Origin of the sequence: Micromonospora sp. NPDC049366, from assembly GCF_044466625.1 — a bacterium.
Classification (GTDB): Bacteria; Actinomycetota; Actinomycetes; order Mycobacteriales; family Micromonosporaceae; genus Micromonospora.
On the sequence record NZ_JBITMV010000002.1, the window covers coordinates 527,487 to 549,275 of the forward strand.

The 21,789-nt window shown below is 73.4% G+C and carries 18 protein-coding genes; 5 read left to right on the top strand and 13 right to left on the bottom strand.

The genetic code is table 11. The annotated features are described in order from the left end of the window. Positions 1-77: 77 nt before the first annotated feature. Positions 78-1,577, top strand: coding sequence for a phosphoesterase (locus ACIBTV_RS05800; protein WP_396702797.1), 1,500 nt, complete (start codon positions 78-80; stop codon positions 1,575-1,577). A 129-nt stretch (positions 1,578-1,706) separates the two neighbouring features. Here ACIBTV_RS05800 and ACIBTV_RS05805 read toward each other — a convergent pair whose 3' ends face one another. The 10 genes from ACIBTV_RS05805 to ACIBTV_RS05850 all read right to left on the bottom strand — a co-directional run bounded on the left by ACIBTV_RS05805 (position 1,707) and on the right by ACIBTV_RS05850 (position 11,394). Next, positions 1,707-2,378, bottom strand: coding sequence for a FadR/GntR family transcriptional regulator (locus ACIBTV_RS05805; protein WP_396702799.1), 672 nt, complete (start codon positions 2,376-2,378; stop codon positions 1,707-1,709). A 42-nt stretch (positions 2,379-2,420) separates the two neighbouring features. After that, positions 2,421-3,272 (bottom strand): amidohydrolase family protein, encoded by an 852-nt coding sequence (locus ACIBTV_RS05810; protein ID WP_396702800.1) that lies wholly within the window; start codon positions 3,270-3,272, stop codon positions 2,421-2,423. Continuing rightward, a complete protein-coding gene (locus tag ACIBTV_RS05815; protein ID WP_396702802.1) occupies positions 3,269-4,270 on the bottom strand; it encodes an aldo/keto reductase in 1,002 nt (333 codons plus the stop codon). Before ACIBTV_RS05815 ends, ACIBTV_RS05810 begins: the two co-directional genes overlap by 4 nt. Continuing rightward, positions 4,267-4,602: an L-rhamnose mutarotase gene (locus ACIBTV_RS05820; protein ID WP_396702804.1), complete on the bottom strand. Its 336-nt coding sequence runs from the start codon at positions 4,600-4,602 to the stop codon at positions 4,267-4,269. Before ACIBTV_RS05820 ends, ACIBTV_RS05815 begins: the two co-directional genes overlap by 4 nt. A gap of 64 nt (positions 4,603-4,666) precedes the next feature. Further along, a complete protein-coding gene (locus ACIBTV_RS05825; RefSeq protein ID WP_396702806.1) occupies positions 4,667-5,692 on the bottom strand; it encodes an ABC transporter permease in 1,026 nt (341 codons plus the stop codon). Continuing rightward, the gene (locus tag ACIBTV_RS05830; protein WP_396702808.1) at positions 5,689-7,221 is read right to left on the bottom strand and encodes a sugar ABC transporter ATP-binding protein; all 1,533 of its coding nucleotides are present in this window, start codon (positions 7,219-7,221) and stop codon (positions 5,689-5,691) included. Before ACIBTV_RS05830 ends, ACIBTV_RS05825 begins: the two co-directional genes overlap by 4 nt. Further along, positions 7,221-8,267 (bottom strand): sugar ABC transporter substrate-binding protein, encoded by a 1,047-nt coding sequence (locus tag ACIBTV_RS05835; protein WP_396702810.1) that lies wholly within the window; start codon positions 8,265-8,267, stop codon positions 7,221-7,223. Before ACIBTV_RS05835 ends, ACIBTV_RS05830 begins: the two co-directional genes overlap by 1 nt. Positions 8,268-8,433: 166 nt before the next feature. Then, positions 8,434-9,195, bottom strand: a complete 762-nt coding sequence (locus tag ACIBTV_RS05840; RefSeq protein ID WP_396702812.1) for an SDR family NAD(P)-dependent oxidoreductase — start codon at positions 9,193-9,195, stop codon at positions 8,434-8,436. Next, complete coding sequence (locus ACIBTV_RS05845) at positions 9,188-10,549, bottom strand: L-fuconate dehydratase (protein ID WP_396702814.1); 1,362 nt, start codon at positions 10,547-10,549, stop codon at positions 9,188-9,190. The genes ACIBTV_RS05840 and ACIBTV_RS05845 overlap by 8 nt, the downstream gene beginning before the upstream one ends. Beyond that, positions 10,546-11,394, bottom strand: coding sequence for a fumarylacetoacetate hydrolase family protein (locus ACIBTV_RS05850; protein WP_396702816.1), 849 nt, complete (start codon positions 11,392-11,394; stop codon positions 10,546-10,548). The genes ACIBTV_RS05845 and ACIBTV_RS05850 overlap by 4 nt, the downstream gene beginning before the upstream one ends. A 269-nt stretch (positions 11,395-11,663) precedes the next feature. On the opposite strand from ACIBTV_RS05850, the gene ACIBTV_RS05855 reads away from it, so the two are divergent. The 3 genes from ACIBTV_RS05855 to ACIBTV_RS05865 are packed head-to-tail and all read left to right on the top strand — an operon-like array spanning position 11,664 to position 14,481. Next, complete coding sequence (locus ACIBTV_RS05855) at positions 11,664-12,437, top strand: (Fe-S)-binding protein (RefSeq protein ID WP_396702883.1); 774 nt, start codon at positions 11,664-11,666, stop codon at positions 12,435-12,437. Continuing rightward, complete coding sequence (locus tag ACIBTV_RS05860; protein ID WP_396702818.1) at positions 12,434-13,864, top strand: lactate utilization protein B; 1,431 nt, start codon at positions 12,434-12,436, stop codon at positions 13,862-13,864. Before ACIBTV_RS05855 ends, ACIBTV_RS05860 begins: the two co-directional genes overlap by 4 nt. Next, complete coding sequence (locus tag ACIBTV_RS05865; RefSeq protein WP_396702820.1) at positions 13,849-14,481, top strand: lactate utilization protein C; 633 nt, start codon at positions 13,849-13,851, stop codon at positions 14,479-14,481. The genes ACIBTV_RS05860 and ACIBTV_RS05865 overlap by 16 nt, the downstream gene beginning before the upstream one ends. 89 nt (positions 14,482-14,570) lie before the next feature. On the opposite strand, the gene ACIBTV_RS05870 is transcribed toward ACIBTV_RS05865, so the two are convergent. The 3 genes from ACIBTV_RS05870 to ACIBTV_RS05880 all read right to left on the bottom strand — a co-directional run bounded on the left by ACIBTV_RS05870 (position 14,571) and on the right by ACIBTV_RS05880 (position 19,339). Then, on the bottom strand, positions 14,571-15,566 hold the full coding sequence (locus ACIBTV_RS05870; RefSeq protein ID WP_396702822.1) for a hypothetical protein: 996 nt from the start codon (positions 15,564-15,566) through the stop codon (positions 14,571-14,573). Positions 15,567-15,705: 139 nt separating this feature from the next. Further along, positions 15,706-17,298, bottom strand: coding sequence for a GMC family oxidoreductase (locus ACIBTV_RS05875; protein ID WP_396702824.1), 1,593 nt, complete (start codon positions 17,296-17,298; stop codon positions 15,706-15,708). Positions 17,299-17,386: 88 nt separating this feature from the next. Then, positions 17,387-19,339: an amino acid transporter gene (locus ACIBTV_RS05880; protein WP_396702826.1), complete on the bottom strand. Its 1,953-nt coding sequence runs from the start codon at positions 19,337-19,339 to the stop codon at positions 17,387-17,389. Positions 19,340-19,592: 253 nt separating this feature from the next. Between ACIBTV_RS05880 and ACIBTV_RS05885 the strand changes: the two genes are divergently transcribed. After that, entirely contained in the window at positions 19,593-21,776 is a 2,184-nt protein-coding gene (locus tag ACIBTV_RS05885; RefSeq protein WP_396702828.1) for a glycogen debranching N-terminal domain-containing protein, read from the top strand. Positions 21,777-21,789: the final 13 nt, after the last annotated feature.

Here is a 21,789-nt window from a genome sequence, read left to right on the forward strand (position 1 = left end):
GTACAGGCCCGGTTCAACCACGCTGCGAAGGCTGTCTGGTTGAGACAGGCAACCATGTGAGCGAGGAGTGCGTCATCGTGCCGGAGAAGGATCTGGAGAACACCGAGCGGTCGCAGCTCTCCCGACGGCAGCTGGTCAAGTACGCGGGCGTCGGCGCGACGCTGGCCGCCGCGAGCCCGCTGGTCGGCGCGACCGCGGCGTACGCCGAGGAGGACGAGCGGGGCCCCGCCAAGCCCGGCGACTCGGGCAAGCGGTCGTGGCGGGCGGGCGACCACCACGTGCACTCGGAGTACAGCGGTGAGTTCGACACCTCGGTCAACCCGCCGAAGTTCCACAAGGGCGCCGACGCGGTCTACCCGATCGTCACCAACGCCATCATGGCCAAGAACTTCGGCCTGACCTGGGCCATGTGCACCGACCACGGCGGGCCGACCCACTCCAAGGTCAACCTGGAGCAGGCGTACCCGGACCTGCTGCTGTCGCGGAAGCTGGTCCCCGAGGTGCTGCAGTTCTGGGGCATGGAGTTCGACGCTCCGGCCCTGGACCACCACACGCTGATGATCCCGCGGCACAACGACGAGGCGAAGATGCTCTTCGAGCTGGAGAGCCGGTTCGCCAAGTACGACGCCTTCCCCACGGACCCGAGCCGGGACACCGAGGGGAAGATGATCGAGTTCCTGAAGGTCGCCCGGGGCATGCCGCACCAGCCGCTGGTGATCGCGCACCACGCCTCCCGGTCGGCACCCGGCCTCGGCGTGTACGGACAGGACACCCCGCGTGAGTTCCGCAACGGGCACAACGTCGCGCCGGAGGTCTACGTCGGCTTCGAGGGCGCGCCCGGCCACCAGGCCGGCCCGCTCAACGGCGGCAAGCGCGGCGGCTACGGCAACTACCCGACCCACGGTGGCTTCGACCAGATGACCGCCCGGGTCGGTGGCCTGTGGGACTCGCTGCTCGGCGAGGGCCGGCGCTGGTGGATCACCGCGACCTCCGACTCGCACGTGCACTGGACCCGGGGTGGCTCGGACTTCTGGCCGGGCGAGTACAGCAAGACCTACGTGCACGCGCGGCAGGACTACGCCGACATCATGGACGGCCTGCGCAACGGCCGGATCTTCGTCACCACCGGCGACCTGATCACGAGCCTCGACCTGACGGCGAAGAGCCAGGGCCGCACCGCCGCGACCGGCGAGACGATCACGCTGACCCGCCGCAACCGCAGCGACGTCGAGATCGAGATCCGGTTCCGGCCGCTGGACGGCGTCAACGCCCACGGCGACCGTCCGGAGGTGCGCCGGGTCGACCTGATCGTCGGCCAGATCACCGGCCCGAGCGCCAACCTGGACGCCGACACCAACCCCACCACCAAGGTGGTGGCCCGGTTCGGCCCCCGCGACTGGCGTCGGCAGGGTGCCGAGTACGTCATCCGGCACACGCTGCGCGGTGTGGAGACGGACCTGTACGCCCGGGTGCGCGGCACCAGCACCGACGAGATGGAGCCGCTCGCCGACGGGCTGGAGAGCCCGTGGGACGACCTCTGGTTCTACTCGAACCCGGTCTTCGTGCACGTCCGCTGAGCACGGGGTCGCCCACCCGGGCACCGGCGCCCGACCGGCGTCACCCGGGTGGGCGGCCGCCCCGGGTGGGCGCGGCCGGGTGGGTGGCCGCCGCGCGCCCGGTATCGGCGGCACCGACGGCCCGAGTGGTCACAGCGCCCGGTGCAGCCACTGCTCCACGCCGGCGACGTGCACCGTCGCCCACGACCGGGCCAGCTCGGCCTGCCCGGAGGCGACCGCCTCCAGGATCGCCGCGTGCTGTTCGCGGGTCTTGGCGACCGCGCCCTCCTGGGTGAGACCTCGCCAGATCCGGGCGCGGGTGGTCGGGCCGGAGAGGCTGTCGAGCAGCGACGTGAGCACGTTGTTCCCCGCGCAGACCGCGATGAGCCGATGGAACTCCAGGTCGTTCGCGACCAACTCGTCGACGGTCGGGTCGTCGCCCAGCCGGTCCAGGACGGCACGCAGCGCGTGGACGTCCGCCGCGGAGGCCCGCTGCGCGGCGAGCGCGGTCGCGGCGGGTTCGAGGATCCGCCGGACCTCCAGGAACTCCAGCACGGTGTCGTCGCGGTGGAAGTCGACGACGAAGCTCAGGGCGTCGAGCAGCAGCGCCGGGTCCAGGCTCGTCACGTACGTCCCGTCGCCCTGCCGCACGTCCAGGACCCGGATCAGCGACAGCGCCTTGACCGCCTCCCGCAGCGAGTTGCGGGACAGGCCGAGCCGTTCGGCCAGGTCGGGCTCGCGCGGCAGGCGGTCACCCGGGCGCAACTCGCCGGCGACGATCATCTGCTTGATCTTGTCGATCGCCTCGTCCGTGACTGCCACGTTCTCCTCCACCCTGTTCCGTACCGCAGAGTATGAGGCCCTTCACCACCGCAGCCGGTAGGCGCGTACGGCGGTGTCGCCGAACACGGCCGCCCGCTCGGCGGCCGACAGTGGCGGCAGCGCCTCGTCCAGCGCCGACAGCACCCGCTGGTAGTCGGCGGCGAGCCGGCACACCGGCCAGTCGGACCCGAACATCAGCCGTTGCGGTCCGAACCGCTCGACCGCCTCGGCCACGAACGGTTTCAGGTCGGCCACCCGCCACCCGGCCCAGTCCGCCTCGGTGACCAGCCCGGACAGCTTGGCGGTGACGTTCGGCGACGCGGCGAGCGCGGCGATCGGCGCGGCCCACTCGGCCAGCCCCGACGCCCCGTCCCGGATCCGGGGCTTGCCCAGGTGGTCGAGGACGAACCGCAGCTCGGGGACGTCGCGGGCGGCCCGGGCGAGGGCCGGCAGCTGGTCGGCCCGGACCACCGCGTCGAAAACCAGCCCGGCCTCGGCGACGGTGCGCAGACCACGCCGGACCGGCTCGCGGTCCAGATAGTCCGGGTCCGTCTCGGCCTGCAGCTGCGGCCGAACGCCGACCAGGAGGTCCCCGCCGGGCGACCGGCGGTAGCCGGCGATGGTATCGGCGAGCGCGGGATCGGCGGGGTCGACCCAGGCGACCACCCCGGCGATCTCCGCCGAGGACCGCGCGTACGCGAGCAGCACGGCCGCCTCGGCGGTGTCGCAGCGGCCCCCCTCCACCAGGACGGTGCGGGTCACCCCGGCGGCCGACAGCTCCCGCCGCAGGTCGTCGGGGCCGAACGAACGCCGGATCGGGGTGAGCTCCGGAGCGTCGAGCCACCGGTAGCCGTCCTCGATCCGCCACAGGTGGTGGTGCGCGTCGACGATCATGCGGCACCGACCGGGGTGGGCAGCGGCGCGTCGGGGCGCAGCAGGCCCTCGGCGATCAGCTCCGACCAGAATCCGGCCTCCGGCGGCTCCGCCGCCGCCAGCGCGGTGTTGCGTCGCACCTGTTCGGGGCCGTGGGCACCCACGACGACCGCTGCGACCGCCGGATGCGCGGCGGCGAAGGCGAGCGCCGCGGCCGGCAGCGTGGTGCCGTGCCGGGCGCAGACGTCGGCGATCGCCCAGGCCCGGTCGAGCACCGCGGGCGGCACGTCGCCGTACTCGTAGGGCAGGCCGGTGTGGGGGCGGGACACGGCGAGCAGGCCGCTGTTGAACACGCCGACGTTGAACACCGAGGCGTCCCGGCGCGCGCACTCGGGGAGCAGCGTGTCGAGAGCGGGCTGCTCCAGCAGGGTGTAGCGGCCGGCCACCATCACCGCGTCGACGTCGGTGCCGGCGACGAAGCGGTGCAGCACCCGCCAGTCCTTCGACCCGACCCCGATCGCGCCGACCACGCCCTGCGCCCGCAGCTCGTGCAGCGCCGGGTAGGCCTGCGTCAGCGCCGCTTCCTGGTGGTCCTCCGGGTCGTGGATCAGCACGATGTCGATCCGGTCGAGGCCGAGCCGCGCCAGGCTCGCGTCCAGCGAGCGACGCACGCCGTCGGCGGTGAAGTCCCACACCCGCCGGTGGTCGGCCGCCACGTCGAAGCCCTCCGGGTCGCGACGGTCGGCGCCGCCCGGGTCGGGTACGAGCAGCCGGCCGACCTTCGTGCTGACCGTGTACGCCGCGCGGGGCAGGCCGCGCAGCGCGTCACCGAGGCGACGCTCGGACAGCCCGAGACCGTAGTGCGGTGCCGTGTCGAAGTAGCGGATGCCGCAGTCCCAGGCGGCCGCCACGGTGGCGGCGGCGTCGGCGTCACCGATCGACGTGTAGAGGTTGCCGAGCTGGGCGCAGCCGAGACCGAGCCCACTCACGGTCACCGCCGACCGTCCCACGCGGGTCACGCCGCGGCCCCGTCCCGCTCCGCGGACAGGGCCCAGACCAGGGACAGCCCGGAGTCCGTGCCCGAGTAGTCGTCCGGCACGTCGAGCAGCGCCGCCATCCGGGCCTGCCAGGCCACGTTCACCGGGTGGTCGCGCAGCTCGTGCCGCATCCGCTGGTAGTCCTCGACCTCCACCAGGTGGAACAGGTCCCGGCCGTCGCGCCAGATCGTCCAGTCGTGCACCCCGGCGGCGCGCAACGCCGCCGCCAGCTCCGCGGGGATGCTGGCGTGGACCTCGTCGTACTCGCGTTCGCTGCCCGGCTTCAGCCGGGTGTGCAGGGCGATCCGCGGCATGGGCGGAGCTCCTCTCCGGCACCGACCCGGGCGCCGGGAGCTGCCCGGCGCCGGCGGTGACCATCTAGTCCTGGGCCTTGCCGGAGGTGAGGCGGGCCAGGATCAGGGCGACCAGGATGATGCCGCCGTAGATCGCCTGGATCCACTGGGCGGAGACCCCGGCGAGGGTCAGGATGTTGTTGATCAGACCGAGGACGATGACGCCGCAGAGGGCGCCGAAGAGCGTCCCCTTGCCACCGTCGAGGCTGATCCCGCCGATCACCGCGGCGGCGAAGACCGTGAAGATCATGCCGTCGCCCTGCGCGGCGGCGACCGAGCCGAGCCGGCCGGTCATCAGCAGGCCCGCCAACGCCGCCAGCAGGCCACCGATCATCAGGACGACCCAGACCACGCGGTCGGTGCGGATGCCGGCGGCGCGGGCCGCGTCGGTGTTGCCGCCGATGGCGTAGACGGCCCGCCCGTGCCGGAAGAAGCCGAGCGCGACGACGCCCACCAGGAACAGGGTGCCGCTGATCCAGATCGACGCGGGCACGCCGAGCCAGACCGCGCTGCCCAGGTAGAGCACCGAGGGCGGGATGTCGAACAGGTTCTGCCCGCCGGTGATCCCGATCTGCAGGCCCCGCAGCACGATCAGCATGCCCAGGGTCACGATGAACGCGGACAGCTTGAACCGCAGGATCAGCAGGCCGTTGAACGCGCCGACCACCAGACCGGTGAGCAGGCAGAGGACGATGGCCAGGCTGGCCGGCAGCTCGGTGCCCAGCCCGTTGCTGGCCGCCGGGATGACCAGTGCGACGGCCAGCGCCGGCGCCAGCCCGATGGTCGACTCCAACGACAGGTCGAACTTGCCGGCGATGAGGATGATCGCCTCGGCGAGCACGAGCAGCGCCAGTTCGGTCTGTTGCTGCAGCACGTTGGTGATGTTGGCGGCGCTGAGGAACACCGGGTCGATGATCGCGCCCACCACGACGAGCAGCAGGATGGCGGGGACCAACGCGAGGTCCCGCAGGCGGGCCAGGGGGAGCCGTCCGGCGCGGGGCCGGTCGCCGCGCGGTGCCGGGGGCTTGACGATCGTCTGGGTGCCGGTCACGGCTGCTCCACTCCCTCCACTGCGGCCACCAGTTCGGCGTCCGTCCAACCTCGGGGCACCTCCCGGACGGTCCGACCGTGGAACATCACCAGCACCCGGTCGCACGAGCGCAGGTCGTCGAGCTCGTCGGAGACGATCAGCACGCCGGTGCCCCCGGCCGCGGCCCCGGCGACGGCGTCGAGCAGCGACGCCTTGGAGCGGACGTCCACCCCGGCGGTGGGGTTCACCAGCACGAGCACCCGGGGTTCGTTGGCCAGGGCCCGGGCCAGGACGACCTTCTGGGCGTTGCCGCCGGAGAGGCCGCTGACCGGCTGGTGCGGTCCGTCGGTCTTGATGTCGTACGTCCGGATCATGCGTTCGGCGGCGGCGCGCTGCCGGGCGGGCGCGACGATCCCGGCGGGGCCGAGCCGGTCGGCGATCGGCAGGGTGGCGTTCTCGGCCACCGACAGCAGCGGCACGAGTCCTTCCCGGTGCCGGTCCTGCGGTAGGTAGCCGAGCCCGGCGGCGAGCGCGGCGGGCACGCTGCCCGGCTTCGGGGCGCCGCCGGCGATCGTCACCGTGCCGGCGTCGGCCCGGCGCAGCCCGGCGACCGTCTCGGCGAGCGCCACCTTCCCGCTGCTGGCCGAACCGATCACGCCGACCAGTTCGCCGGCCCGTACGGTCAGGTCGACGTCCTCGTAGTGACCGGCGAGCCGCAGGTCGGCCACGTCGAGCACCACCGGGGCGGTCCGCGGGACCGGTGGCCGGTCGGTTCCGGTGGTGAGCGCCGGGCCGGTGTCGCCGGTCATCGCGGCGACCAGTTCGTCGCGGGAGATCGCCGTGACCGGCTGGGTGAGGATGTGTCGGGCGTCGCGCAGCACGGTCACCGCCTGACACACCTCGTAGACCTCCTGGAGGTGGTGCGAGATGAACAGGAAGGTGACCCCGGCGGCCCGCAGCTCCCGCATCCGGCCGAAGAGTCGGTCGATCGCGGCGGCGTCGAGCTGCGCGGTCGGCTCGTCGAGGATGATGAACCGGGCGCCGAACGAGAGCGCCCGCGCGATCTCGACGAGCTGGCGCTGCTCGACGGTGAGCGAGCCGGCCGGCGCGGCCGGATCGACCTCCACGCCGTATCCGCCCAGCAGGTCGGCGGCGCGCCGCCGCAGCCCGCGCCAGTCGATCGGGCCGCGGCCGGCCTGCCGGTTGAGGAAGAGGTTCTCCGCGACCGTGAGCGCGGGGATGATGGTGGACTTCTGATAGACGCAGGCGACGCGTTGCCGCCAGGCGTCCCGGTCGGCCGGCGCGGGCGCCGGCGCGCCGTCGAAGCTGATCTCGCCGCTGTCCGGTCGTTGCAGGCCGGTCAGGATCGACACCAGGGTGGACTTGCCGGCGCCGTTGCGCCCGACCAGCGCGTGGGTCTCGCCGGCCCGCACGACGAGGCCGGCGGAGTCCAGCGCGACGGTCGCGCCGTACCGTTTGGAGACACCGCGGGCCTCCGCGGCGGGGGCGACCCCGACCGCGGCGCCCGTGCCCTCATCGCGACCGGTCATCACTTGCCGATCTGGTTTCCCCAGAGCGCCGGATCGTCGACGTTCTCCTTGGTCACCAGCGGGGCCGCGAGCTGGTCCTCCAGCCCGTTGCCGACGTCGATGATGGTGCTGTCGTGGTCGGTCGGCCCGGGCTGGAAGGTCTTGCCCTCGACGGCCGCCTTCGCGTAGTAGAGCGCCCACTTGGCGTAGAGGTCGGCCGGCTGGGAGACGGTGGCGTCGATCTCGCCCTTGCGGATCGCCTCGAACTCCTGCGGGATGCCGTCGTTGGAGACGACGAAGATGTGCTTCGGGTCCGTCGGCGGGACCAGCAGGTTCTTCGACCGCAGCACCTGCAGTGTCGGCGCAAGGAATGCGCCACCGGCCTGCATGTAGATCCCCCTGATGTCGGGGTGCTGGGCCAGGCGGGTCTGCAGCGCCGCCGCGGCCTTGGGCCCCTCCCAGTCGGTCGGCTCCTCGAAGATGGTGATGCCGGGGAACTTCGCCCGCATGCACTCCGCGAAGGCCTCCGACCGGTCCCGGCCGTTGATGGAGGAGAGCGAACCCTGGAACTCGATCACCTTGCCGGTGCCGCCGAGCTTCTCGCCCAGGAACTCGCAGGCCTTCTGCCCGTAGGCCCGGTTGTCCGCGCGGACGACCATGAAGACCTTGCCCTTGTCGGGGCGGGTGTCGACCGAGACCACCGGGATCTTGCGGTTCTCCAGGGTGTCCAGGGTGGAGGCGATCGCGCCGGTGTCCTGGGGCGCCATCACGATCGCCTTGGCGCCCTGGCTGGTCATCGCCTGGACGTTGGCGACGAGCTTGGCGACGTCGTTCTGCGAGCTGGTGGGGGACATCAGGTTGATGTCGTACTCGTCGGCGAACTGGGGGACGTACTTGGCGTAGGAATTCCAGAAGTCGGTGTCGGCGCGGGGCAGGTCGATGCCGATCTGCGGACCCGACCCGGCCTTCCCACCGGCGCCGTTCGACGACTCGCCGCAGCCGGCGGTGCCGAGGGCGAGGATCGCGGCGAGCGCGATCCCGATCGGCGTCCTGACGGAATGTCTCACGGTGGTCCTCCAGTCCGGTGTGGATGCGGTGAACGCGTCGCGGAGGCATGCGGGAAACACGCTGTTAATACATCGGATGTCTATCAGCCGATATCGACGCTCGCAAGACCCTTCTGCGGGATTTCGCGGGACAGGTCAGATCAGGATGCCGACGTACATCGGATGTTCAGGCGGGCGGCGGGGACGGACGCAGCCGCAGGCCCTGCATCCCCCCGTCGACGGCCAGCACGCTCCCGGTCGTCGCGCCGGCCAGGGGGCTCGCCAGGTACGCGATCGCGGCGGCCACCTCGTCGGCGGTCACCAGCCGCCCGGCGGGCTGGCGGGCCCGCAGCGCGGCCAGCTCCGCCGCCGGATCGTCGGCGGCGTCGAGCAGCCGCCGCACCCAGGGGGTGTCCGCCGTGCCGGGGTTCACGCAGTTGACCCGGACGCCCTCGCTCAGGTGGTCGGCGGCCATCGCCCGGGTGAGCGCCTGCACGGCGCCCTTGCTCGCGCTGTACAGCGCGCGTTGCGGCAGGCCGGCGGTCGCCGCCACCGAGCAGGTGTTGACGATCGCGGCGTGGGCCGACGCGCGCAGGTGGGGGAGCGCGGCCCGGGTGACCCGGACGAGGCCGACCACGTTGACGTCGAACACCCGGTGCCACTCCTCGTCCGAGTTGGCCTCCACCGTGCCCGCCGCCCCGACACCCGCGTTGTTGACCAGGACGTCGATGCCGCCCAACGCCTCCGCCGCCGCGGCGACGGCCGCGCGGACGGCGGCGTCGTCGGTGACGTCGGCGGCCAGGCCGAGCAGGGGCTCGGGAATCCCCTCCGGGTGCAGGTCCAGGCAGGCCACCCGTGCGCCACGGCCGGCGAGCAGGGTCGCGGTCGCCAGGCCGATGCCCGACGCCCCGCCGGTCACCACCGCCGCCAGGCCGCTGAACTCAGCCATGGTTGGTCTCCTCCTCCGCCCGCCGCGGCCGCGGCCGGCGGGCGACCCCGCTCGATGCCGTGCCGGACCACACCGGGCCGTCCGGGTACGCGTACTCGGTCAGCGTCCGCGGGTGGATCGTCGCGCTGAAGCCGGGCGCGGTCGGCGCGATGTAGCGGCCCCGGCGGATGACCACGGGGTCGACGAAGTGCTCGTGCAGGTGGTCCACGTACTCGATGACCCGGTCGTTGAGGTCACCGGCGACCGCCACGTAGTCGACCATCGACAGGTGCTGGACCAGCTCGCACAGGCCCACCCCGCCGGCGTGCGGGCAGACCGGGACGCCGAACTTCGCCGCCAGCAGCAGGATGGCGAGGTTCTCGTTGACCCCGCCGACCCGGGTCGCGTCGATCTGGACGTACGAGACCGCGCCGAGCTGAAGCAGCTGCTTGAACACCACCCGGTTGGCGATGTGCTCACCGGTGGCGACGCGGATCGGCGCCAGCTCCCGGGCGATCGTCGCGTGACCGACCACGTCGTCCGGGCTGGTCGGCTCCTCCACCCAGTACGGGTCGAAGGTCGCCAGCTCCCGCATCCAGGTGATGGCGGTCGGCACGTCCCAGCGCTGGTTGGCGTCGACGGCGATGCGGAAGTCCGGCCCGCAGATCTGCCGGGCGATGGTCATCCGCCGTACGTCGTCGGCAAGGTCGGCGCCGACCTTCAGCTTGATCTGGCCGAAGCCGTCGGCGACCGCCTCCTTGCAGAGCCGGCGCAGTTTGTCGTCGTCGTAGCCGAGCCAGCCGGGGGAGGTCGTGTAGGCGGGGAAGCCCTCCCGCAGCAGGTGCTCCTCGCGCGCGGCACGCCCGGGTTGCGCGGCGCGGAGGATGGCCAGGGCCTCCTCGCGGGTCAACGCGTCGCTGAGGTAGCGGAAGTCGACCAGGTCGACCAGCTCCTCCGGGCTCAGCCGGCTCAGCAGCTGCCACAGGGGCAGCCCTTCGCGCTTGGCGCGCAGGTCCCACAGCGCGTTGACGACCGCGGCGATCGCCATGTGCATGACGCCCTTCTCCGGGCCGAGCCACCGCAGCTGCGAGTCGTGGACGAGGTCGCGCCAGAGGCCGCCGAGGTCGGCGAGGACCGCGGCCACGGGCCGGCCCACCACGTACGGGCGCAGCGACGCGATCGCCGCGGCCTGCACGTCGTTGCCGCGGCCGATGGTGAAGGCGAAGCCGTGCCCCTCGTGGCCGTCCGCGCCGTCGGTGCGGATCACCACGTACGCGGCCGAGTAGTCCGGGTCGGGGTTCATCGCGTCGGAGCCGTCGAGGGAGAGCGAGGTCGGGAAGCGGAGGTCGGCGATGTCGAGGGCGGTGAAGATCATGCCTGCCCCACCACCTGGCGTTGCCGACCGAGGCCGTCGATCTCCAGCTCGATGACGTCGCCGGCGGTCAGGTACGGCTTCGGGTCCGGTTGGCCGAGGGCGACCCCGGCCGGGGTGCCGGTGTTGATGACGTCGCCCGGGTGCAGCACCATGAACCAGCTCAGGTAGCGGATGATCTCGGCCACCGGGAAGACCATGTCCTTCGTCGAGCCGTCCTGCCGCAGCTCGCCGTTGACCCACAGCCGCAGCCCGAGATTCTGCGGGTCCGGGATCTCGTCGGCGGTGACCAGCCACGGCCCGAGCGGGTTGAAGGTCTCGCAGGACTTGCCCTTGTCCCACTGCCCACCGCGTTCCAACTGGAACTCCCGCTCCGACACGTCGTTGGCCACCGCGTAGCCGGCGACGCACGCCAACGCCTCCTCGGCGCTGGTCAGGTAGCGCGCGGGACGTCCGATGACGACGGCGAGCTCGACCTCCCAGTCGGTCTTGGTGCTGCCGCGGGGCACCAGCACGGTGTCGTCGGGGCCGACGACCGTGTCGGGTGCCTTCAGGAAGACCACCGGCTCGGCGGGCAGCGGCGCACCCGTCTCGGCGGCGTGGTCCCGGTAGTTCAGGCCGATGCAGACGACCTTGCCGGGGCGCAGGGGTGGGCCGACCCGCAGGTCGGTGCGGTCGAGCACCGGCAGGTCGTCCACCGTGGCCGTGGCCAGCCGGGCCAGGCCGTCGGCGGCCAGGAACGCGCCGTCGATGTCGTCGGCGACCCCGCGGAGGTCGCGTAGCCGCCCACCGTCGTCCAGCAGCGCCGGGGCCTCCTGCCCCGGTGCGCCCACCCGCAACAGTCTCACCTGTCGCCCCCAGTCGCCGTCTCGCAACGCATCAGCAATACATCCGATGTCTATCAGGGCGTCTGGCGGTCCACAAGGCCGCGATCCGCGTCGGGCGGTCGAGCCGCCGACGCCCCGGCGACGGCGTGGCTGCTCAGGCGGGTGCCCGGGGGTGTCCGCGGCGAGCCGGTCGGGCGAAGTCTTGTTTCTCGGGAACGTCCTTTGTAACCTCAGGCGCAAACATCGGAGGCGTGCCTGGCGGCCGTCGAACATCGGATGGGCGGGTGACCATGCGGGTCGCGCTGTTCGTGACGTGCCTGGCCGACACGATGTTTCCCACCGCGGCCGTGGCGACGGTGCGGCTGCTGGAGCGGCTGGGCCACACGGTGGTGTTTCCCGAGGCGCAGACCTGCTGCGGGCAGATGCACGTGAACACGGGCTATCCGGCGCAGGCGCTGCCGCTGGTCCGCCGGCACGTGCGGACGTTCGCGCCCTACGACGTGGTGGTGGCGCCGTCGGGCTCCTGCGTGGGCTCGGTGCGTCACCAGCACGCGACGGTGGCCCGCCGGGCCGGCGACGAGCGGCTGGCCGCGCAGGCGGACGAGGTGGCGCGACGGACGTTCGAGTTGTCGGAGTTCCTGGTCGACGTGCTGGGGGTGACCGACGTCGGCGCCTACTATCCGCACCGGGTCACGTTCCACCCGACCTGTCACTCCCTGCGCATGCTGCGGGTGGGGGAGCGGCCCCTGCGGCTGCTGCGGGCGGTCCGGGGCCTGGACCTGGTGGAGTTGCCGCAGGCGGAGCAGTGCTGCGGGTTCGGTGGCACCTTCGCGGTGAAGAACGCGGACACGTCGACGGCGATGCTGGCCGACAAGCTCCGGCACGTGCTCGCCACCGGCGCCGACGTGTGTGCCGCCGGTGACTCGTCCTGCCTCATGCACATCGGCGGTGGGCTGAGCCGGCTGCGCGCCGGCGTACGCACGGTCCACCTCGCCGAGATCCTGGCCGCGACGGAGAGCAGCGAGACCGTGTACGCGAATCGGCGCCCGGTGGTGCGGTCATGACCCGGACCTTCCTCGGCATGCCGGCGACCGCGCCCCCCGGCGTCGGCCACCTGCGCGGCGACGAGCCGTTCCCGGCCGCCGCCCGGCGCGGCCTCGCCGACCCGCAACTGCGCCGCAACCTTCGCCACGCGACCACCACGATCCGGGGCAAGTCGGGGGCGGTCATCGCCGAGTTGCCCGACTGGGAGCGGCTGCGGGCGGCGGGGTCGGCGATCAAGGCGGATGTGATGGCCCGCCTGCCGGAGCTGCTGGAGCAGTTGGAAGCGGCGGTCGTCGCGGCCGGCGGCACCGTGCACTGGGCCGCCGACGCGGTGGAGGCCAACCGCATCGTGACCGAGCTGGTCGCCGCGACCGGCAGCGACCGGGTGATCAAGGTCAAGTCGATGGCGACCCAGGAGATCGGCCTCAACGAGGCCCTGGCGGCCGCCGGGATCACCGCCGTGGAGACCGATCTGGCCGAGCTGATCGTGCAGTTGGGCGAGGACCGGCCCAGCCACATCCTGGTGCCCGCGATCCACCGCAACCGGGCGGAGATCCGGGAGATCTTCCTGCGGGCCATGCCCGGTGTGGACCCCGGGCTGACCGACGAGCCCGCGGCCCTGGCCGCCGCGGCGCGTCGCTATCTGCGGCAGACGTTCCTGACCACCCCCGTCGCCGTGTCCGGCGCGAACGTCGCCGTCGCCGAGACCGGCACCCTCGCGGTCGTGGAGTCGGAGGGCAACGGGCGGATGTGCCTCACCCTGCCCGAGACACTGATCACCGTGATGGGTGTGGAGAAGGTGGTGCCGACCTGGCGTGACCTGGAGGTGTTCCTGCAACTGCTGCCCCGCGCCTCGACGGGGGAGCGGATGAACCCCTACACCTCGATGTGGACGGGCGTCACCCCGGGTGACGGGCCGCAGAACGTCCACCTGGTGCTGCTGGACAACGGGCGCAGCGCGGTGCTCGCCGACGAGGTGGGGCGGCAGGCGTTGCACTGCATCCGCTGCTCGGCCTGCCTCAACGTCTGCCCCGTCTACGAGCGCGCCGGCGGGCACGCGTACGGGTCGGTGTATCCGGGGCCGATCGGCGCGGTGCTGTCGCCGCAGCTCACCGGCGTGGCCGACAACGCCTCGCTGCCGTACGCGTCGTCGCTCTGCGGCGCTTGCTACGACGCCTGCCCGGTGAAGATCAACATTCCGGAACTCCTGGTTCACCTGCGCGCCCAGGCGCCCCACCCGAGGGCCGAGGCGACCGTCATGGCCGCCGCCGCGTACACCATGGACCACCCCGTCCTGTACGCGGCCGCGCAGCGCGCGGCGCGGCTGACCCGGTTCGCGGGCCGGCGCGGTCGGGGTCTGCCCCCGCCGCTGTCGGGCTGGACCCTGGGTCGTGACCTGCCCACACCGCCCCCCGAGACCTTCCGCGACTGGTGGGCCAACCGGTGAACCCGTCCCGCGAGATCGTCCTCGCCCGCCTCCGCGCCGCCCGCGGCGCCGCCCCGGCCGGCCCCGCCGAGCCGCCCCGCGACTATCGGCCCGCCGGCTCCCTCGCCGCCGACATCGACCTGCTCGTCGACCGACTCGTCGACTACCGCGCCACCGTGCACCGCTGCGTCGACGCCGAGGTCGCGCGGGTGGTGGACCGGGTCCTCGGCGGCCGGCGGATCGTCGTGCCCCCGGGGCTGCCCACGCGGTGGCTGCCCGACACCGTCGACGCGGTCACCGACGACGGGCTGGACCCCGAGCGGCTCGCGGCGCTCGACGGCGTGGTCACCGGCGCGGCCGTCGCCGTCGCCGAGACCGGCACCATCATCCTCGACGCCTCTCCCGACCAGGGCCGCCGGGTCATCACCCTCCTGCCCGACGTGCACGTCTGCGTGCTGCGCGCCGATCAGGTCGTGGCCGCCGTCCCGGACGCGATCGCCCGCCTCGACCCCCGCCGCCCGCTGACCTGGATCAGCGGCCCGTCGGCCACCAGCGACATCGAACTCGACCGCGTCGAGGGCGTGCACGGCCCCCGCAACCTGCACGTGGTCGTCGTGCCGGCGCCGCCCCGACCCTGACCGCCCCTGCTCCGCGCACGGACCCGCGGCCGCGCTCCCGACGGTGGGGGAGCCGCGACCACGGGTCCGAGCGCCACGCGGGCGGCCCGTCAGCCGAGCGGGTACTGGAAGACGCGCCCCTGCCCGCCGCGGACGAACAGCCGCAGCACCCCGCCGTAGGTGGCGGTGGCCGGAGCCGACACGCCCGGTCCGGCAGCCACCTCCGACCAGGCCGACCACTCACCGGTGGTCAACGTGTAGCGGCCGGCGCGGAGGTTGCCACCCGAGCCGCGCACGATCACGTGCAGGTCGCCGCCGTGGACGGCGGTCGCGGGTGCGGAGGTGGCGCCGGCCTGGCCCGGCACCGCGGACCAGCCCGACCACTGGTCGTCGACCAGGGTGTAGCGGGCGGTCCGGACGGCGCCCTGCGCGCCCCGGACGAAGAGCCACAGGTCACCGCCGTAGACGGCGGTCGCGGGCGCGGACGTCGCTCCGGCCGAGCCGGGCACGGTGGACCAGCCGGACCACTGGTCGGTCAGCAGCGTGTACCGGTTGGCCCGCAGCTTGCCGGCGGAGGTGCGGGCGAACACCCACAGGTCGCCGCCGTAGACCGACAGCGCCGGCGCGGCGGCCGCACCGGCCGAACCGGCTATCGCGGACCAGCCGGACCACTCGCCGGTGGCCAGGCTGTAGCGGGCGAACCGGATCGTGCCGCCGCTGCCCCGCACGAAGAGCCGCAGGTCACCGCCGTGCACCGCGGCGACCGGCGCGGACGTCGCTCCGGCCGAGCCGGGCACGGTGGACCAGCCGGACCACTGGTCGGTCAGCAGCGTGTACCGGTTCGTCCGCACGGTGCCGGCGGGGCCGCGGGCGAAGACCCACAGATCGCCGCCGTAGACGGCGGTGCCGGGGCGGGACCGGGCCTGGGCCTGACCGGGGACCGGCGTCCAGCCGGCCGCCATCGCGGGCGCTGCCGCCGCCGTCGTCGAAGCGTCGCCGGGCGACGCGACGCCGGCCGTCGCCGGGGCGAGCGCGGTGGTGCCGAGGATGAGGACGGGTACGAGCAGCAGGCGGTGCAACCGTCTCGTCGTGGATGTCGGACGCATGGAGGGCTCCCTCGTGGAATCATGGCACCGCCGGAGAGCGGCGCATCGACCAGCCTCTTCGTCCATGCTGGCGGTGCCGGTGGAGGGTGTACATCGGCCCAACGTCGGCGCGGCTGTCCGACCGGCGACAGCCGCGCGCTCAGGCCCCGCGGATCAGGTCGGCGGCGCGCCAGGCGAGCGCCATCACCGGCGCGTTGAGGTAGCCCGAGACCAGCACCGGCAGCACGGAGGCGTCGGCGATCCGCAGGCCGTCCACGCCCCGGACGCGCAGCTGCGGGTCGACCACCGACTCGTCGTCGGGGCCCATCGCGCAGGTGCCCACGGCGTGGTAGCCGCAGTAGCCGTGCTCCACCGCGGCCCGGACGATGTCCTCGTCGTCCTGCACCGCGGGCCCGGGGAGGGTCTCCACGGCGATCCGTTTGGCGATGGGCCCGGTGGCGAACAGCTCCCGCATCCTCCGGAACGCGGCGACCGCGCGGCGACGGTCGTGGTCGGTGCCGAAGTAGTTGGCGACGATCCGAGGAGGTGTCCCCGGGTCGGCCGACGTGATGGCGAGGCTGCCCTCGCTGTCGGGTCGGGTGACCGTGACCAGGCCCATCAGACCCGGCTCACGCTCCAGCTCCAACGCCTGGCCCTCCCGGCGGGGCGCGGCCGAGAACGGCGCCATCAGCAGCTGCGCGTCCGGGTGGTCGACGTCGGGACCGGATCGGAAGAACGCCCCGACGTCGTGTACCGGCAGCGCGAGTGGGCCCCGCCGGGTGAACAGGTAGCGCAGCGCGGCGCGACCCTGCCCGAGCGGGCTGTTGAGCAGCGGGTTGTAGCCGCCCCGGGCGGCGAGCCGGAACTGCGCCACCATCGGCCGGTGCTCGCGCAGGCCGGTGCCCACCCGGGGTCGGTCGACCAGCACCGTCACCCCGGCCTCGCGCAGGGTGTCGGCCGGGCCGATCCCGGAGACCTGGAGCAGCTGCGGCGTGGCGATGGCGCCGGCGGCGAGGACGACCTCGGCGGCCGCCCGGTAGTCGACCGTCCGCCCGTCGCGGCGGGCGCGCACCCCGACGGCCCGGCCGTCCTCGACGACCACGCGCAGCACCACGGTGTTCACCGCGACGGTCAGGTTGGGCCGGTCGCGCACCGGGTGCAGGAAGGCGTCGGCGGCGCTGGACCGGCGGCCGTCGCGGATCGTCGCCATGACGTAGCCGATGCGCTCGTCGTCGGCGGCGTTGAGGTCGTCCGCGCGGCGCCAGCCCAGCTCGACGCCGGCCGCGATCGTCTCCTCGCACAGCTCGTCGGTGCCGGTGGCCGTCGACAGCCGCAGCGGCCCGCCCGCGCCGCGCACCTCGGAGGCACCGAGCGGGTTGTCCTCCAACCGCTTGAAGATCGGCAGCATGGTGTCCCAACCCCAGCCGGGGTTGCCGAGCCGTTCCAGGCCGTCGTAGTCGACCCGGTCGCCGCGGGCGTAGATCATGCCGTTGATCGAGCTGGAGCCGCCGACCAGGCGCCCACGCTGCCAGGTCTCCCGCTGCCCGGGCGCGACCTCCGCCGGGTAGTGCCAGGCGGTGCGCCGGTCGTCCATGAGGCGGCTGAAGCCCTTGGGGATCCGGACGAAGGGGCTGCGGTCCCAACCGCCGGCCTCGACCAGGAGCACCCGGGTGCCCGGGTCCTCGGTCAGCCGGTTGGCCAGGACGCATCCGGCCGAGCCGGCACCGACCACGATGTAGTCGAACTCCTCCACCGGGACACCCCCCGTCCGCTGGCCACGAGCGCCACGCCCACGGTAGTCCCGTGATCACCGTACGGGAAGGGGTGTCCTGTGTGGTGGCTCAGGCGACGTGCACGCGGGGGCGCCGCCCCGGGTCCGGCTCGGCGTGGCGCAGCACCTCCCGGGTCACCGGGGCCACCTCGCCCTCGCCGAGGAGGAAGTAGCGCAGCAGGGCGACGACGGGGCTGCTCTCGGTCCAGTCGAAGTAGACGTGCGGCCGTCGCCCGGTGACGTCGCGGATGTGCAGGAGGGTCGCCGCGATGGCGTTGGGGATGCTGGTGCCCTGTACGCGCAGGATCCGGTGGCCGTACCGCTCCTCGCCGCTGACGGTGAGGGGGGACTCGAACTCGGACGGGTCGGCCACGGTCACCTCCAGGAACAGCACCGGCTCGGTGCGCGGGATCCGGTTGTGCGCGCGCTCCTCGGTCTCCTTGATCCGGTATTCCTTGTCGTCGCGTTCGTGCGGCTCATTGGCGATGATGTTGATGTCGCCCCGGGCGGCGGCCTCCGTCAGGAACCGGTCGGCGACCTCGTCGGTACGGACGCCGGTCACCCGCAGCTCGGTGCTGCGCAGGATCCGGGACAGCAGGGACGTCCCGATGATCGCCACGATGAACAGGGAGGCGATCTTGACGCCGTCCGGCCGCTCGATGATGTTGTCGATCGTGGTGTAGACGAGCACGACGGTGATCACGCCGAACATCAGTCGGGGCAGCCGTTGCCGTTGCCGGTGGGCGGCCAGGGTGACCGCGAGCGCGGCCGAGGTGATCAGCACCAGCACGCCGGTGGCGTACGCGCCGCCCTGCGCGTCGACGCTGGCCCGGAAGACGATGGTGACGAGGAACGAGACGCCGGTGAGGACGAGCACCAGCGGGCGTACGGCACGGGTCCAGTCCGGCGCCATGCCGTAGCGGGGCAGGTAGCGGGGGATCAGGTTGAGCAGCCCGGCCATGGCGGACGCGCCGGCGAACCAGAGGATCAGCACCGTGCTGATGTCGTAGACGCTGCCGAACACCTCGCCCAGGTGGGCGTGGGCGAGGAAGGCCAGGGCCCGCCCGTTCGCGGAGCCACCGGGCCGGAACTCCTCGGCGGGGATGAGCAGGGTCGTGGTGATGCTGCTGGTGATCAGGAACAGGCTCATGATGACCGCGGCCGTGGTCAGCAGCCGCCGGGCGCCCTGGATGCGCCCCAGGGGGCGGTCCTCGCTGTCGGTGGGCCGCCCCTTGATCAACGGCATCACCGCGACGCCGGTCTCGAAGCCGGACAGGCCCAGGGCGAGGCGGGGAAAGACGAGCAACGCGATCACGGCGATGGCGATGGGGTCGGGATGCTGGGTGAACAGCTGGGTGCGCCAGTCGGCGACCACGTGCGGATGGGACAGGAGTCGCTCCAGGGCCACCAGGATCACGACCAGGTTGAGCGTGAGGTAGACCCCGACGAGGATCACCGCGATCCCGATGGCCTCCCGGAAACCCTTGAGGAACACCGCGCCGAGGGTGCCGATCAGGACCAGGGTCACGGTGATCTGGTGGCCGTGCAGCGGCGCGGACAGGTACGGGTTCTCCAGCATGTGCGCGGCCGCGTCGGCGGCCGACAGGGTGATCGTGATGATGAAGTCGGTGGCCGCGAACCCGAGCAACGCCAGGACGAGCAGCTTCCCGCTCCAGCGCGGCAGGATCCGCTCCAACATCGCGATCGAACCCTGGCCGTGCGGGCTCTCCCGGGCCACCCGCCGGTAGACCGGCAGCGCGCCGAAGAGAGTGAGGGCCACCAGCACGACGGTGGCCACGGGCGCGACCACGCCGGCGGCGAGGGCGGCGATCCCGGGTTGGTAGCCGAGCGTGGAGAAGTAGTCCAGGCCGGTCAGGCACATCACCCGCCACCAGGGCCGCCGGTGCGGCAGCTTCGGGCTCGCTCCCGGTCCGGCCTGGTTCTCCGGGTTCAGGTCCTCCAGCAGCCACGACCGTAGGCCCCGGCCCCGCGCCGCCCGAGGGTCCGCGGGCCGTCTGGTCACCTCCTCACTCTGCGTCCGGGCCACCGGTCGCCGCCTGGAATTTCCGGAAACCGGCGGCCCGCGCCCCGCGACCGGCGCCGTCGGTGCCCGTCCCCGACGTGTATCGGCCGGGCCGCCGGGTAACTGCGGCCGTCAGGTCCGCCGGGTGTCAGCGCGGCGGGCGAGGGAGCGGGCCGCGTCGAGGGGGCCGGATGCGGGCGTACGCAGCAGCGGGCGGGCACCCGGTAGTCCCGGCGCGTCGGTGTCGCCGCTGATGCCTGCGGTCCGCGGCGTGCGGGTCCGCCCCGACCTGCTCTACCTCGCCAGCGGCTGGAGCGCGCTGGTCACCGACGTCAGGGGCCGGATCGCCGGCGCCGACCCGCAGGGCTTCTACGCCCGCAACACGCGGGTGCTGCGCGCCGAGCGGCTCACCGTCGACGGGCGGGAGCCGGTCCCCTTCAGCACCGCGACCGTCCAGGGGCACGCGCAGGTCTCGTACGCCGAACTCGGCGACGGCGAGTCGCTGCCCTCCCGCGCGGCGTACCTGACCGTTGAACGCTTCGTCGGCGCGGGGCTGCGCACCCGGTTCACCGTCACCAGCTACGCCGACGCGCCGCTGACCCTGCGCCTGAGGGTCGGCCTCACCGCGGACTTCGCCGACACCACCGAGGCGGAGACGGGGCACCGGGTGCAGCGCGGCGAGGTCGGTACCGACTGGGACGCCGACCGGCGGGAGCTGTGCTTCACGTACCTGCGCGACGACCTGGACCGCGCCGTCGCCGTCCGGGTGGTGACCGACGCGCCGGTGCGGTACGCGGCCGGCGCGCTCGAGTGTGACCTCCACCTGACACCCGGCGGGTGCGGTCGGGTGGAGCTTCTCGTCGAACCGGTCTTCGACGGGGAACGGCTGCCGGCCCCACCGCCCACCTTCACCGACCGGGACACCGCCGCCCTGGCCGAGGGGGCCGACGGCCGTACGGCGGCGGCCCGGGTCGGGCTGGCCGACGAGTTCGCCCGGCTGCGCAGCAGCAACGCCGACGTGACGGCGGCGTGGCGGTGCGCCGTGGACGACCTGGCCGTGCTGCCGCTCGGCGAGCCGGCGGGCCCGGCGGCGCCGATGGCGGGCCTGCCTCTCTACCAGGAGATCTTCGGCCGCGACACGATGACCGCGTCCTGGCAGGCGTTGCTCGCCGGCCCGACGCTGCTCGCCGACAGCCTGCGGCTCAACGCCGAACACGTCGGCCGGCGCGTCGACGACTGGCACGACGAGGAGCCGGGTAAACCGCTGCACGAGGCCCGCCAGGGCCCGCTGTCGATCCTCGGGGTCGACCCGTTCCGCGCCTACTACGGTGACTGGTCCACCGGCCCGGACTTCCTGGTGTTCCTCGGCCAGTACTACGCCTGGACCGGCGACCGGGACCTGCTGCGCGACCTGTTGCCGACCGCCCGTCGAGTGCTCGCCTGGCTCGACCGGTACGCCGACCGCGACGGCGACGGCTTCCTGGAGTATCACCGGCGCTCCCGGGTGGGCCTGAAGAACCAGGGGTGGAAGGACTCGGACACCGCAATCGTCGACGAGCACGGGCAGGTGGTGGCGAACCCGATCGCCTCCAGCGAGTTGCAGGGTTACTGGTACGCGGCCCTGCGGCACGCGGCCGGGGTCTTCGCCGCGACCGGTCACCCGGGCGTGGCCGCCCGGCTCCACACCCGCGCGGCCCGGCTGGCCCGGCGGTTCCACGACGCGTACTGGCTGCCGGAGCTGGGCTGCTATGCGATGGCGCTGGGCCCGGACGGGCGACCGGTGCGGTCGGTCAACTCGAACGACGGCCACCTGCTGGCCACCGGGATCGTGCCGCCGCGGCACGCCCGGACGGTCGCCGACCGGCTCCTGGCCCCCGACATGTTCAGCGGGTGGGGGGTGCGGACGTTGTCCGCCGCGCATCCGGCGTACAACCCCTTCAGCTACCACCGGGGCAGCGTCTGGCCGGTGGAGGCGGGCACGATCGGCCTCGGCCTGGCCCGCTACGGCTGTTGGGAGCACCTGCACCGGCTGGCCGAGGGGATGTTCGCGGCGGCGGCGCTCTTCGCGGAGCACCGGCTCCCGGAGGCGCTCGGCGGTCTGCCCCGCGACGCCGACCACCCGCACCCCGGCGTCTACCCGAACTCGTGCTCGCCGCAGGCGTGGTCGGCCAGTGCGGTGATCGCCCTGGTCCACGCGATGCTGGCGCTGCGTCCCGTCGCGTCGCTGCGGACGATCCTCGTCGACCCGCACCTGCCCGACTGGCTGCCCGACCTGGTGCTGGAGGGCGTGCGGGTCGGTGATCGCACCGTCGACCTGACGGTCCGTCGCCGTCGCGACGGCCGGACGACGGTTCGGGCGACCGGTGACCGGATCGCCGTTGTCCGTCGCCCCACGCGCCGGGCCGCGGCCACCGGTCGACGCCACCGAGGGCCCTGACGGGTCGCGTCGG

What these genes read in the sequence shown, in the direction of transcription:
- ACIBTV_RS05810 (WP_396702800.1), bottom strand. Translation starts at nt 3,272, where the DNA reads ATGATCGTCGACGCGCACCACCACCTGTGGCGGATCGAGGACGGCTAC.
- ACIBTV_RS05820 (WP_396702804.1), bottom strand. Translation starts at nt 4,602, where the DNA reads ATGCCGCGGATCGCCCTGCACACCCGGCTGAAGCCGGGCAGCGAACGC.
- ACIBTV_RS05830 (WP_396702808.1), bottom strand. Translation starts at nt 7,221, where the DNA reads ATGACCGGTCGCGATGAGGGCACGGGCGCCGCGGTCGGGGTCGCCCCC.
- ACIBTV_RS05840 (WP_396702812.1), bottom strand. Translation starts at nt 9,195, where the DNA reads ATGGCTGAGTTCAGCGGCCTGGCGGCGGTGGTGACCGGCGGGGCGTCG.
- ACIBTV_RS05845 (WP_396702814.1), bottom strand. Translation starts at nt 10,549, where the DNA reads ATGATCTTCACCGCCCTCGACATCGCCGACCTCCGCTTCCCGACCTCG.
- ACIBTV_RS05855 (WP_396702883.1), top strand. Translation starts at nt 11,664, where the DNA reads ATGCGGGTCGCGCTGTTCGTGACGTGCCTGGCCGACACGATGTTTCCC.
- ACIBTV_RS05860 (WP_396702818.1), top strand. Translation starts at nt 12,434, where the DNA reads ATGACCCGGACCTTCCTCGGCATGCCGGCGACCGCGCCCCCCGGCGTC.
- ACIBTV_RS05870 (WP_396702822.1), bottom strand. Translation starts at nt 15,566, where the DNA reads ATGCGTCCGACATCCACGACGAGACGGTTGCACCGCCTGCTGCTCGTA.
- ACIBTV_RS05885 (WP_396702828.1), top strand. Translation starts at nt 19,593, where the DNA reads ATGCCTGCGGTCCGCGGCGTGCGGGTCCGCCCCGACCTGCTCTACCTC.